12 protein-coding genes are annotated in these 12,315 nt (G+C 60.3%); 6 read left to right on the top strand and 6 right to left on the bottom strand.

The genetic code is table 11. The features are described from left to right. Positions 1 to 29 precede the first annotated feature (29 nt). Together mrcB and ACNSOI_RS02855 are read left to right on the top strand one after the other, a co-directional pair. On the top strand, positions 30 to 2,348 hold the full coding sequence (gene mrcB / locus ACNSOI_RS02850; protein WP_420195103.1) for a penicillin-binding protein 1B: 2,319 nt from the start codon (positions 30 to 32) through the stop codon (positions 2,346 to 2,348). Beyond that, positions 2,345 to 2,926, top strand: a complete 582-nt coding sequence (locus ACNSOI_RS02855; RefSeq protein WP_286253630.1) for a tetratricopeptide repeat protein — start codon at positions 2,345 to 2,347, stop codon at positions 2,924 to 2,926. Before mrcB ends, ACNSOI_RS02855 begins: the two co-directional genes overlap by 4 nt. 57 nt (positions 2,927 to 2,983) lie before the next feature. On the opposite strand, the gene ACNSOI_RS02860 is transcribed toward ACNSOI_RS02855, so the two are convergent. Next, positions 2,984 to 3,925, bottom strand: coding sequence for a DUF4382 domain-containing protein (locus ACNSOI_RS02860; RefSeq protein ID WP_374787675.1), 942 nt, complete (start codon positions 3,923 to 3,925; stop codon positions 2,984 to 2,986). Between the two features lie 193 nt (positions 3,926 to 4,118). Between ACNSOI_RS02860 and ACNSOI_RS02865 the strand changes: the two genes are divergently transcribed. The 4 genes from ACNSOI_RS02865 to ACNSOI_RS02880 all read left to right on the top strand — a co-directional run bounded on the left by ACNSOI_RS02865 (position 4,119) and on the right by ACNSOI_RS02880 (position 7,223). After that, the gene (locus ACNSOI_RS02865; protein WP_106694490.1) at positions 4,119 to 4,706 is read left to right on the top strand and encodes an RNA polymerase sigma factor; all 588 of its coding nucleotides are present in this window, start codon (positions 4,119 to 4,121) and stop codon (positions 4,704 to 4,706) included. Between the two features lie 10 nt (positions 4,707 to 4,716). Next, a complete protein-coding gene (locus ACNSOI_RS02870) occupies positions 4,717 to 5,355 on the top strand; it encodes an anti-sigma factor family protein (protein WP_420195104.1) in 639 nt (212 codons plus the stop codon). Between the two features lie 62 nt (positions 5,356 to 5,417). Continuing rightward, the gene (locus ACNSOI_RS02875) at positions 5,418 to 5,816 is read left to right on the top strand and encodes a hypothetical protein (RefSeq protein ID WP_420195105.1); all 399 of its coding nucleotides are present in this window, start codon (positions 5,418 to 5,420) and stop codon (positions 5,814 to 5,816) included. 84 nt (positions 5,817 to 5,900) lie between these two features. After that, a complete protein-coding gene (locus tag ACNSOI_RS02880) occupies positions 5,901 to 7,223 on the top strand; it encodes a tetratricopeptide repeat protein (RefSeq protein ID WP_420195106.1) in 1,323 nt (440 codons plus the stop codon). A gap of 49 nt (positions 7,224 to 7,272) precedes the next feature. On the opposite strand, the gene hemL is transcribed toward ACNSOI_RS02880, so the two are convergent. The 5 genes from hemL to ACNSOI_RS02905 are packed head-to-tail and all read right to left on the bottom strand — an operon-like array spanning position 7,273 to position 12,226. Beyond that, positions 7,273 to 8,553: a glutamate-1-semialdehyde 2,1-aminomutase gene (gene hemL / locus ACNSOI_RS02885; RefSeq protein WP_420195107.1), complete on the bottom strand. Its 1,281-nt coding sequence runs from the start codon at positions 8,551 to 8,553 to the stop codon at positions 7,273 to 7,275. Positions 8,554 to 8,565: 12 nt separating this feature from the next. Continuing rightward, positions 8,566 to 9,216, bottom strand: a complete 651-nt coding sequence (gene thiE, locus ACNSOI_RS02890; protein WP_420195108.1) for a thiamine phosphate synthase — start codon at positions 9,214 to 9,216, stop codon at positions 8,566 to 8,568. 5 nt (positions 9,217 to 9,221) lie between these two features. Further along, positions 9,222 to 10,028, bottom strand: a complete 807-nt coding sequence (thiD, locus tag ACNSOI_RS02895; RefSeq protein ID WP_420195109.1) for a bifunctional hydroxymethylpyrimidine kinase/phosphomethylpyrimidine kinase — start codon at positions 10,026 to 10,028, stop codon at positions 9,222 to 9,224. Continuing rightward, a complete protein-coding gene (hemJ, locus tag ACNSOI_RS02900) occupies positions 10,025 to 10,447 on the bottom strand; it encodes a protoporphyrinogen oxidase HemJ (RefSeq protein WP_061333554.1) in 423 nt (140 codons plus the stop codon). The genes thiD and hemJ overlap by 4 nt, the downstream gene beginning before the upstream one ends. 3 nt (positions 10,448 to 10,450) lie before the next feature. Then, on the bottom strand, positions 10,451 to 12,226 hold the full coding sequence (locus tag ACNSOI_RS02905; RefSeq protein ID WP_061333555.1) for a chloride channel protein: 1,776 nt from the start codon (positions 12,224 to 12,226) through the stop codon (positions 10,451 to 10,453). Between the last annotated feature and the right edge of the window lie 89 nt (positions 12,227 to 12,315).

Genomic DNA, 12,315 nt, shown 5'->3' on the forward strand with positions numbered 1-12,315 from the left:
GGGGTCGCCCGCTTCGTTATAATCCGGCCATGACCAAATCTCGTTCCCCCCGTAAAAAATCGTCCAAATCCAGGCCAGCGGCCAAACGCAGCGGTTTCTGGCGTTTCATGTTTCGTGTCGGGGCCCTGGGCCTGGTGCTTCTGGCCGGCTGGATGGTGTACCTGGATGCGGTTGTAACCTCCCGTTTTGAGGGCCGCCGTTTTGAAGTGCCGTCCCGTGTCTACGCCCGGCCGTTGGAGCTTTATGATGGCGCGAGCGTAAGCGCGGCAGGCCTTGCCCGGGAGCTGGAATTGGCCGGCTACCGGGCCGGAGATGGCGTTCGGGCCGGGACTTATCAGCGAAATGGCGGGCGGTTTATGATCAGCGCTCGTGGTTTCAGGTTCCCCGATGGTGAAGAGCCCAGGCGCCGATTGTCATTGGTGGTGTCGGGAGACCGTGTTCAGTCGTTTTCGGTGGTCGCCGGCCCGGATTCCCCGATTGTCCGGCTGGAACCGGCCCAGATCGGCGGTATCTACCCCTCCCACCGGGAGGACCGGGTGCTGGTTCGGCTGGATGAAGTACCGGAACTGTTGCCCCTTGGCCTGATGGCTATTGAGGATCGACAGTTTTACGATCATTACGGCGTTGCGCCGCTGTCTATTGCCCGGGCCATGCTGGCCAACGTTAAAGCCGGGCAGATTGTGCAGGGCGGCAGTACCCTGACCCAGCAGTTGGTGAAGAACTTTTTCCTGACCCGCGACCAGACCCTGGTACGCAAGGGCAATGAAGCCTTGATGTCGATCCTGCTGGAATGGCATTACGAGAAAGACGACATTCTGGAAACCTATCTGAACGAGGTCTACCTTGGCCAGGCAGGCAACCGCAGCATCAACGGCTTTGGCCTGGCCAGCCAGTTTTTCTTTGGGGAGCCCCTGAAAGATCTGGACGTTCATCAGATTGCCCTGTTGATCGGTATGGTCAAAGGCCCCAGTTACTACAATCCGCGCCGACACCCGGAGCGCGCCAAGGCTCGGCGAGACCTGGTGCTGTCGGAAATGGCCGAGGCCGGGCTAATCAGCGCTGATGACGCTACTCGCGCTATCGGCCAGCCCCTGGGTGTGAGCGCCCGGCCGTCCTATACCGACAACCGTTACCCGGCGTACATTGACTTGGTGCGCCGGCACCTGGGGCGCGATTACCGTGAAGAAGACCTGCAAAGCGAGGGTTTGCGCATCTTCACCACCCTGGACCCAGCGGTTCAGGATGCGTCAGAAAAGGCGATTCGCGATACTCTGCCCCGGCTGGCCCGCGGTGAGACCCGCGAGGCTCTTGAGGCGGCCCTGGTGGTCACCGCCAAGGACACCGGCGAGGTGTTGGCGCTGGTGGGCGGAAAAGACCCGGAGTTTGCCGGTTTCAACCGTGCGGTGGACGCCCGCCGGCCGATTGGCTCGCTGATCAAACCGTTTACCTACCTGGCAGCTCTGGAGCAGGCCGACCGGTATACCTTGATTACGCCGGTACAGGATCGCGCGTTTACCCTGGAGTTTGACGACGGCCGGTTGTGGCAGCCCAAGAACTTTGATGGTGAGGAGCGTGGCGAAGTGCCCCTGCACCTGGCCCTGTCCCGATCCTACAACCTCCCGGCAGTGCGTGTCGGGCTGGATGTCGGCATCCCGCGCGTGCAGAAAGTGTTGAGGGCATTTGGGGTGACCACACCGATTTCGGACTATCCCTCGCTGCTGCTTGGCTCGATGTCGTTGACGCCGGCGGAAGTGGCCCAGCTCTACCAGGGGCTGGCTACCTCGGGCTTCAACACACCCTTGCGGACCATTCGGGAAGTGACCGATGCCCGCAACGAGCCTTTGTCTCGCTACAGCCTGAAGGTCGACCGGGTTGCCGATCCCGCTGCTGTGCACCTGGTGCAGTACGCCATGCAGGAAACCATGCAGGAGGGGACGGGCCGCTCTGCATACCTCACCCTGCCTGATCGCCTGACATTGGCGGGAAAGACCGGCACAACCGATCAGGGCCGGGACTCCTGGTTTGCCGGGTTCAGTGGTGATTATCTGGCGGTGGCCTGGGTGGGGCGTGACGATAACGGCCCCACGGTATTGACCGGCGCCTCTGGCGCCTTGCCGGTGTGGTCTGCAATGATGGCGCAGTTGCCACAGCATGGCTTTTCACCGGTCATGCCGGACGGTGTCCAGTATCATTGGGTCAATGCCCGCGAACAGGCATTGACGGGAGAGCGGTGTGAGGATGCCCGTCTGGTGCCATTTATCGCCGGCAGTGAGCCCCGGCAGCGCCTGGACTGCGAAGGGCAGTTCGGCCGGCAAATACGCAGTTGGTTTGAAGGATTGTTCCGATGAATAAAACAACGATTACCCGCGCCGGTTGCCTGGCCATGGCGCTGGGTCTTGCAGGTTGCGCCAGCGGCCCCGGGGGTGGCTCTATCTACGTACCTATGGGCGGCGACGATCGCTCGAGTGCGCCGGAACCGCCAAGAACCGCGGAACCGCAAGAAGAGTCTGAGCCCCGGGTATGGCGCAAGAGCGAGCAGCCCGAGGTGAGTGAGCCGGAGGCGCCCGCTACCCGCTCGCCCAGTTATCGGGAGTCCGGTGACGAACTGCCGGCCGCAGCGGTCAGCCTGATTCGTGACGCCGACCAGCGCCTGGCGCAGGGGGACTCTGCCGGCGCTATCGCCCGCCTGGAGCGGGCACAACGCATAGCGCCGCGTTCCTCAGAGGTTTATTTCAAGCTGGCGGAAGCCTATGTGTCTGGTGACAATCTGGGGGCGGCAGAACAGTTCACGCTGAAAGGTCTGTCGCTGGCGGGTAACGATTCGAGGATGCAGCGCTCGGGTTGGTTGCTGCTGGCGGATATTCGCCGGGCCAGGGGTAATGTGGCCGGGGCCGATCAGGCTGAGGCCCGTGCCGGGGCTTTGTGATAGGAGAATGTCAGGAGAGCAAAGGCCGTCCCTGGCCTTTGCGTCAATGCAGCGCTATTAAGGCTGCAGCGGGATGGGGTCAGCCACAGTGGTTTCGCCGGCGATGACGTCGAGGGTCTGGGTACCCTCAAACTCGATCTCGTCGTCGGTTTCGTTATCATCCAGCTGGCAGCTGTAGCTGATGGTGTAGGTGCCCTCGGTGAGGAAGGCGGCGGTCCACTCATACAGGTTGCCATCTTCCTGCTCGTTGACCGGCACCACCATCAGCGGATTGAGGCCGTCTCGCTCGACGTTCAGATCTACCGGCTCGTCAATCTCACCCTCGTAGACATAGACTGCACCTTCATAGTTCGGGCTGCAGTCGAGCTGCTCCGGGTCTTCATTGCGAGCTTGCAGGATAGTGGCGTAATCCACCTCGCCAGTCAGCTCACCCACCTCCAGGTTGTTGACCAGGCGAAGTACCGGCTTGAGCATGTAATCCGCCAGCGCCTTTCCGGGAGGGTTCACAATGGATTTGCGAACATCAAAATCGATGGTGAAGCTCTGGCTGGTGTCGGCGGCAACAACAAAGCTGCCTTTGAGTTTCAGGCCGCTTTGCTCGCCGGAGGGCACCGCCAGGGTATAGCGGGCATCACCTTCGGATTCCTTGGTCACCCAAGACTGCTCAGTATCGACAATCAGGCGGATTTCCTCATATTCACCGGCAGGTACTTCCTCGTCGGTAATCAGAGGCTCGGTCACGCCGCCTTGCAGGGTGAGCAGGTCAATAATCCCGACTTCGTCCAGGCTGAACTCCTGCCACTGTCCATCCACCGGTTTGAGCCGGATCGCATTGAACGCCACGTTCACGCTGCTTAGATCCATGGTGGGAGCATCAGTGAGCCCCATGGATACCGTCCCTGTTTGCCCAGAAGAGAGGCTGCCGTCACCGCTCCCACCACAGGCGGCCAATGCGGCCGCAAGGGCGGAGACCGCGAAAACTTGGGTTGAACGCTTCATAAATCCTCCGGTTCGTATCCGTTGCGTTGTTTATCCGGCGTTGCAATCGCCAGTAATGACTTCACGATCCGGAATCGCTGCGGGTTCCCCTCGATTTGATTAACATTTACACATGAGTTGGTCATAATTCGCCGATAAGGGCAGGGCTGTTATAGACTGCGCGCTTCCGTAAACCGTCATCAGGCAGTACTTTTTGGCCATTCTTCCGTTTCGCCCATCCGCCCAAAAGCGATTTCAGCGCCTGGTGCAGCCGCACCTGACGGCGTTGCACAGCTTTGCCTATCGATTAACCGGTAGCCTTCAGGACGCCGAGGATCTGGTGCAGGATGTGGTGGTGAAGCTCTACCCGCGCCTGGATGAGCTGGAATCCGTGGATCAGCTCAGGCCGTGGTTAAACCGGGTGTTGTACCGTCAGTTCATCGATTCCGTCAGAAAGAAGGGGCGCCAGGCCGATCGTCCGGTGAGCGAATTGATGGAGGCGGAGAGTCAGTCTGATTGGCTCGACAGCCAGATGTCGGACGATCAGTCGCCCGAGCTGGAGCTAAACAAAGAGCGGCTTGGCCCAATGCTCGACCGGGCGCTGGAACAGATGTCGCCGGACCAGCGCACCCTGCTGTTGCTTCACGATGTGGATGGCTGGCGCCAGGAAGATGTGGCGGAAGTGTTGGGCGTGCCCATCGGAACCGTCAAATCCCGGCTGCATCGCAGTCGGGCTGCCTTGAGGAAGCATCTTCAGTTGGCAATGGAACCGGATGATGATTCCGGGCGTCTGGAACATTGAGGTGATAACTATGTCCTGTCGGCAAATCCAATCACAATTGCCCGACTATGTTCGGGGCCAGCTGCCCGCCGATGAGTCGCAGGTGGTGCGCGCGCACCTGGAGAGTTGTGCTCTGTGCCAGCAGCACGAGGTGTTCGAGCGCTCGCTGATGTCCGAATTGGCTTCACGCTGCAGGCTGCCGGAAGCGTCACCGGGCTTTGAAAACCGGGTGTTCGGCCAGCTTCCCGCACCGGCCTCCAATCACAAGGTTCATGTGGCCTGGGGCGGTGCCGTTGCGGCCGCGCTGGTGCTGGGTCTGATGCTCGGCCAGGGGGGAGATAAACCCGCGCTTGAGCCGGAAGTGGCAGCCACGGCCCCGGCCGAAGAAGCGGCGGCTCCGTCAGAGATGGCGCCGGTGGAACGGACAGTACGGCTGGCCTTTAATGCCGGTGAAGCCCTGGATGATGTTACCTTGACACTGGATCTGCCGCCCCATGTAGAGTTGTCAGGCTTGCCCGGTCAGCATCGGGTCAGCTGGCAGGTGAGTCTTGTACAGGGCGACAATGTGCTGGAGTTACCCTTGACGATTCTGTTTCCCGGCGCCGGCGAGTTGGTTGCCGAACTCGATGCAAATGGTCGTCAGAAAGTTTTCAGGGCGATGGTGCCCTAGTACCCGAACGATGATGGCCCGGCAGCCTCCGGCAGTCGGACAAATCACGAGGAGCCTGCAACATGAGCGTTTGTGAATCCTGGTGGCGGGCCAGCTCTTCCCGCTTGATGCTGGCGGCCGTGCTGGTAGTGAGCGCCCCTTTGGCGCTGGCTGACGACCTTGATGTGACCATGAGAATGGTGGACGACAGCGAAGATCTCACCGGTGCCGTGACTCGGGAAATACGCCTGCCGGAGTTGCCCGGATTGCGCCGCCATGAACGGGGTAATACCTTGGCGCCCGGCAGGGCAACGGCAGAGGATGCCAGAGAGCGGGGGCGGGAATTTGGCCAGTCGGTCTCCGAGCGTGCCCGGGAAGTCCGGGGTGGAAATCCGGATATCGGGCGTGACAGTCTGCCGGAAACTGTACGGGATCTTGACGAACTGAGGCCTGAGCTACCGTCACCATCGTCACGTCCCTGATCTTTTATCTGTGTTAACCTCAGGGCTCGCCCGGAACGGGGCTGCCCCGGCCGGTTCCGTTGATGTCGAGCCTGAGGTTTTCGGTTGTTCAAGACCCTTCGTTTTGTGGGCCTGTTGGCCATCTCCGCTGTCGTTGTTGCCGAGCCGGATCAATCCGCGCAGCAGGCCATGGCCACTGGCATTGAACAGTTTCAGCAGGGCGATTATCCCGCCGCACGGCAGCAGTTTGAAGCGGCCAGGGAGCTGGGTCACGACAGCCCGGCCCTGACCTACAACCTGGCGGTCACATACTACAAAACCGGTGATTATCCGGCCGCCGAAGCTCTGTTTCTCCAGCTTTTGCAGGGGCCAAATCAGGCTCTTGCCCACTACAATCTCGGTCTGGTTGCCCTGGCGGATGGCCGAACGGCCGAGGCAGAACGCTGGTTTCAGGAATCTGCCCGTCAGGAAGCGCCAGAAACCATCCGTGAGCTGGCACAGCGGCAGCTGGCCAAACTGGCCGAAGACGCCCCCTCTGACTCGTCCTCGATGAAATCGATTGCCCAAGGCTACTTGGCTACCGGGCTTGGCTACGACAGCAATGTGGCCGGCGTTCCCGACGACTCGCCGAGCGACAGAGGCAGCTTTTTCGCCGAGCTGGTGGCGGCGGGCACTCTGAGCCAGCCGGTCAGCGAGCACTGGCGGGTGGTCTGGGATGGCGTGATTTATGGTCAGGATTATACCCGCGGCCGGGCGGACGACACGTCTGTGGTTCAGGCCCGGGCGGCCGGGGTGCGCCGCTTTGACCAGTGGGAACTTGGCCTGCGTGCCGGTGCCTCACGGGCCTGGCTGGGCAATGATGAGCTGGAAACCCGTGTAGGCCTGAGCCTGTTCGGCCGTTCCGGCGTTTGCCCGTTATCCGACTGGCTGTCCGGCTGTTCATGGTCGGTGTCAGCGGATCAGGTGAATGGTGGCCCGGATTACGCCGCCTATGATGGCCAGTGGTACCAGTTTGAAGTCCGTGCCGAACAAAACGTTGATTGGCTGCTTGTTGAAGCATTCTATCGTTGGCAGCGCAATCATCGGAAAGACTTTCAACAGGACGAGTTTTTCGCCAGCGTATCCCCGGTCCATCATGAACTGGGCGTTGAGGCGATTTATCCGGTTGGGCCGGCTCTTTCGGTAGGGGCGGAGGTTGCCGTGCGGCACAGTCGTTACGAAGATCCACACCAATGGCTCGAACAAGGCACACTGGCCACTCAGCGGCGCCGGGATGTGCGGCGGGAGTTCGGGCTGATGGCGGAGTACGCAATCAGTCGGCAATGGCTGGTGCGTAACCAGTGGCTGTTCCGGGATCAGAATAGCCGGATTGACCGGTACGATTACCGTCGTCACACCTATACAGTATCGCTGGAAGGGGTATTCTGAAAACCATCAGCCCTGGCCCGAGGTGGCCAGAGCTGACAAGACGACCCTGTTACAGGGTCGCCATGACTTTCCGGGCTGCGGCCAGGGTGAACTCAATGTCCTCATCGCTGAGGGCCGCTGTGGTAAAGCCCGCTTCGAATGCCGAGGGCGCAAGGTAGATGCCTTCCTTCAGCATTCCCTGGAAGAACTTCTTGAAACGTTCCACATCGCACGCCATCACCTGTTCGAAGGTGGTCACCGAGGGCTCATCGGTGAAGAAAAAGCCGAACATGGCGCCAGCGGACTGGACGGTCAGCGGGATGCCGGCTTCGTCGGCGGCGGCTTTCAGGCCATCACGCACCTTGTTGGTTTTGTCCGTCAGCTTGTCGTGGAAGCCGGGCTCAGAAATGGCATTCAGGGTGGTCAGGCCCGCGGTCATGGCCAGGGGGTTGCCGCTCAGGGTGCCGGCCTGGTAGACCGGACCCAGTGGAGAAATGTGCTCCATGATTTCCCGCTTGCCGCCAAAAGCACCCACCGGCAAGCCGCCACCGATCACTTTGCCCAGGGCGGTCAGGTCCGGCTTAACGCCGTAGAAGCCTTGGGCACCGCCGAGTGACACCCGGAAGCCGGTCATTACTTCGTCAAAAATCAGCACCGTGCCGTGTTCATCGCAGACGTCCCGCAGCCCTTCCAGGAACCCAGGTACCGGCGGAATGCAGTTCATGTTGCCGGCAACAGGTTCGACAATAATAGCTGCCACCTGATCGCCGATGTCCTTGAAGGTCTCACGTACCTGATCGATGTCGTTGTAGTTCAGGGTAATGGTGTGTTCGGCCAGGCTGGCGGGAATGCCCGGGGAGTTGGGTACGCCCAGGGTGAGAGCGCCGGAGCCGGCCTTCACCAGCAGCGAATCCACGTGGCCGTGGTAGCAACCCTCAAACTTTACAATCTTGTCCCGGCCGGTGTAGCCACGGGCCAGGCGAATGGCGCTCATGGTGGCTTCGGTGCCGGAGTTGACCATGCGCACCAGTTCAATGGAGGGCACCAGTTCACACACCTTTTTCGCCATCTCGGTTTCGATGGCCGTAGGAGCGCCATAGCCCACACCCAGATCCACCTGGGCGTGCAGGGCCGCTTTAATGCGCGGGTCTGAGTGGCCAAGAATCATCGGGCCCCAGGAGCCGATAAAGTCGATGTAACGGCGGTCATCTTCGTCGTACAGATAAGCGCCTTCGGCATGCTTGAAGAAAACCGGAGTACCGCCAACACCGCGGAAGGCCCGCACCGGTGAATTTACGCCGCCCGGAATGTATTTCTGGGCCTGTTCGAATAGCGTTTCAGAGTGAGTCACGGATAGCTCCTGTCAGTTTGAAGATGAGAAAAGAGGGTGATGCCTGGCCACCAGCCGGGTAAAGGTTTCCGCTCTGTGCCGGATGTCCTCCGGAGTGCCACCAAACAGACCTCCCACTACCGCAATCAGGTCTGCGCCGGCACGGATCAGGGCTTCGGCGTTGTCGGTGGTGATGCCGCCAATCGCGGTAATCGGAAGCGCCAGCGCTCTGGCTTCCGTCAATACAGTCGTTTCTGCAGGTGGTGCACCGGGTTTGGTGGCCGAGCTGTAGAACCGGCCAAACGCCAGGTAGTCGGCCCCTGCCGCCTTGGCGTTGCGGGCAAGGTCCAGCCGATGGTGGCAGGTAATGCCGATGACGGCCTCTGGCCCCAGAACATGCCGGGCGTCGGCCAGGGTGCAATCTTCCTGGCCCAGGTGCACACCCGCAGCGCCCACCCGCAGGGCCAGTTCCGGGTCATCGTTAATCAGCAGGGGCACGCCGGCCTGGCGGCACAGAACGTTCAGCTCCGTTGCCTCGCGCAATCGCTCGGCACTGGTGCCTACCTTGTCGCGGTACTGTACCAATGTCGCTCCGCCCTGCAATGCCGCTTCCACGGCGGCAATCAGCTGATCTGCCGGGGTCAGTGCGTTATCGGTAATGGCATACAGGCCAGGTTTTAGCATCCGGTTCAGCGTTCCCACAGAATGCCCCGGTCGGGAACCCGTTGACCCTTGCCTACGTTCAGCGCGTGCAGAAGGGCGCGATGAACGTAGTTCTGCGCCTGGGATATCGATGCCCTGGCCGATAGCCCGCTGGCGCGCCCGGCCGCGATGGCGGCCGCCAGGGTACAACCGGTGCCGTGGAACTCATTGGCGCCCACCCGCTCCACTTCCCAGTGCATGGGTTCCGGAGCATGGTTGTACAGGGTGTTGATGATGTGGATGCCTGTGCCGTGACCACCTGTAGCCAGAACCGATTGACAGCCGGCGTCAATGAGGTTTCGCGCGGCCTGGTCCGGGTCTTCGCTGCCACCCAACTGGGCCAGTTCAACACCGTTGGGTGTGATCATTTCCGCTCTGGGAAACAGCCGGGTTTTCATGGCTTGAACCAATGCTTCATCGGCAAGATCGCCGCCGCCAGCTGCCTTGATGACCGGGTCGACAATCAGCGGTAACTCCGGCTGGCTGTCGAGAAACTCCACCAGCACATCGACCACATCGGCATTGCCCAGGGCGCCGGTCTTGATGGCATGGATGGGCACATCTGCTGCCAGGCACTGCAGTTGTTGCCGGATCAGCTCAGCGTTGACAGGCTCGGCGCCATACACGTTCTTGGTGTCCTGCACGGTCAGGCAGGTCAGCACTGGCAGGGGGTGCCCGCCAAGGGAAGTAATCGCCTGGATATCGGCCTGAATGCCAGCACCACCGGAGGGGTCCAGCCCTGACAGCACCAGAACATGGGGGCGGGTGTAGCTATTAATGGTTGCTCTCCTCAAAAGGGTTTTACAACAGCCAGAATGACCACTGCTAACAGAATGAATACCGGAACCTCGTTAAACCAGCGATAGAACACGTGGCTGCGGGTATTCTTGTCATCCCGGAAGACTTTCACCAAGTGGCCGCAATAGAAATGGTAGACGACCAGCAGCGCGACCAGAGCCAGTTTGGCGTGCATCCAGCCCATGCTGAAATAACCGGACACATTGTAACTGAGTAACCAGATTCCAAAGACCACCGTGGCGATCATTGAAGGTGTTGTTATGCCCCGGTACAGCTTGCGCTCCATGATCTTGAAGCGTTCGCGGCCCGGCTGGTCCTCACAGGCTGCATGGTACACGAACAGTCTGGGCAGATAGAAAATGCCGGCAAACCAGCACACCAGGGAAATGATATGAAACGCTTTGACCCACAACATCCATCAACTCCGTCGGTATTGGTAATAGCTTTCGATGTCTGATTGAAGCACGACACCATAAACCCGCTGAATCATCGGGGCTACATGGCGTTGTACGTACAGCGCCTCAGCCTGGGTCGAGTCGAATTCGTTCAGGGCCTCTTCCAGGGTGGCTTGATATTGCACTGGCGCCACATCCCGCCGGTTGGCCGGGATTTCCATCAGGTCGACGGTGTCTGGGGGTGCGATGCCTTCTTCGGCAACCTGTTTTTCGGTGTCTTCAAGGTAGCGGGCAAGATCCACTGCCGGTAACAGAGCGGTTGGCCCGTTGCTGCCCTCGACCAGCAACCATTTGGGTTCCGACTTCAGTGCCTTGCGGGCTTCATCCGGGGTCAGCTCCCGATCCGTACGCAAAATGCTCCGGTCCATGATCGCGCCCACAGACACTCGTCTTAACGCCTGGATCACTGGTGAATTCTGGTAACTCAGGCCCTGGTTTTTCAGAATGGTCAGGAACAGGGATTTTTTTCCGAAAGCTTCGCTGGTCACCAGGCTGGCGGTGGTGATGATCAGCATGCCAGGCAGAATGATGTTCGGGTTTCGAGTCAGTTCCATCAAGGCCATCAGAGCGGCCAGCGGTGCCTGTAGCACCGCCCCCATCATCGCCCCCATGCCCAGCATGGCGTAAAAGCCCACCGACGATGCCAGCTCGGGGAAGATCTGGGCGCCGATCAGCCCCATCGCTCCGCCAAGGGTCGCCCCCATGAAAATGGTCGGGCCGATCACGCCACTTGGCATACCAAGCCCGATAGACAACCCGGTAATCACCAGTTTTGCCACGCCCACGCCAAGCAGCAGCCAGAACCCCAGCTCGCCGTGAATGGTTTCGCTGACCGTGTCGTAACCAATACCCATGGTTTCCGGAACCAGGATCGCAAACGGCACCATCAGCAGGCCAGCCACCGTGATACGGAGCAGTACCGGCCGGTGGTGATGGCGCCCCATGTTGTCCACCAGATGGATAAAGGCCGCGGCGGCAATTCCGATGATCACGGCAATCGCGAGGATCCATGGAATTTCCAGCAGAGAGTTCATAGTCAGTGCGGGCACGCTGAAGGCTGGCTCCGAGCCGTAGACAATCTGGGTAATGATGGCGGCACTGACCGCCGCCAGAATAATTGGCGTAAAGCCGGCAATGGTGTACTCCATCATCACCACTTCCATGGCGAAGATCACGCCGGCAATCGGCGTGTTGAAAGACGCCGAGATAGCGGCTGCACAGCCGCAGGCCACCAGGGTTCGTATGCTGTTGTTGGGCAGCCTCAGCCATTGCCCGAACAGGCTTGAAAACGCCGCGCCCAGGTGCACCGCAGGGCCCTCCCGGCCAGCCGACTGGCCGGATACTACGGTGGTAACCCCGGCAACAAACTGAACCATGGCGCTTTTGAACGATATGTAGCCCTGATGGTAGTTCAGGCGCTCCATAATGTGGACGATGCCCACCTTGCGATCGTGAATGGACAGTTTGTGCAACAGAATGCCCAGACCAACGGCGCCGGCCAGCGGCAGCAGCCCCCTGGTCAGAATATCCAGTTGCTCGAAGTTCTCTGAGCCCGCACCGGGCAGGAAATGTTCCAGCGGCCATTCAATGGCGAGCCGGAACAACAGAATCACCGCCCCGGTGACAATTCCGGACAACAGCCCAAGCACAGCCAGTTGTGGCAGTGCATCGACACCCGACAGTTTCCTCCGGAAAACGGGGATCAGGTTCTCAGTGATCTGTTGCCTGATGTTACGCATGAGCACCGGGTTCCGGGTCGATGGGCGGGTCCTTCAGAAGGATTCTGACAACATTGTAACCATGGGTCTGCAGGCTGCAATAAGTCCTT

The organism is Marinobacter sp. GH_1 (assembly GCF_048595985.1).
Lineage (GTDB): Bacteria > Pseudomonadota > Gammaproteobacteria > Pseudomonadales > Oleiphilaceae > Marinobacter > Marinobacter shengliensis.

Bases quoted from the DNA above. Each gene is read 5' to 3' on its own strand.
- ACNSOI_RS02870 (WP_420195104.1), top strand. From the start codon at position 4,717: ATGTCCTGTCGGCAAATCCAATCACAATTGCCCGACTATGTTCGGGGC.
- ACNSOI_RS02875 (WP_420195105.1), top strand. From the start codon at position 5,418: ATGAGCGTTTGTGAATCCTGGTGGCGGGCCAGCTCTTCCCGCTTGATG.
- ACNSOI_RS02905 (WP_061333555.1), bottom strand. From the start codon at position 12,226: ATGCGTAACATCAGGCAACAGATCACTGAGAACCTGATCCCCGTTTTC.
- ACNSOI_RS02860 (WP_374787675.1), bottom strand. From the start codon at position 3,925: ATGAAGCGTTCAACCCAAGTTTTCGCGGTCTCCGCCCTTGCGGCCGCA.
- ACNSOI_RS02855 (WP_286253630.1), top strand. From the start codon at position 2,345: ATGAATAAAACAACGATTACCCGCGCCGGTTGCCTGGCCATGGCGCTG.
- hemJ (WP_061333554.1), bottom strand. From the start codon at position 10,447: ATGTTGTGGGTCAAAGCGTTTCATATCATTTCCCTGGTGTGCTGGTTT.
- thiE (WP_420195108.1), bottom strand. From the start codon at position 9,216: ATGCTAAAACCTGGCCTGTATGCCATTACCGATAACGCACTGACCCCG.
- mrcB (WP_420195103.1), top strand. From the start codon at position 30: ATGACCAAATCTCGTTCCCCCCGTAAAAAATCGTCCAAATCCAGGCCA.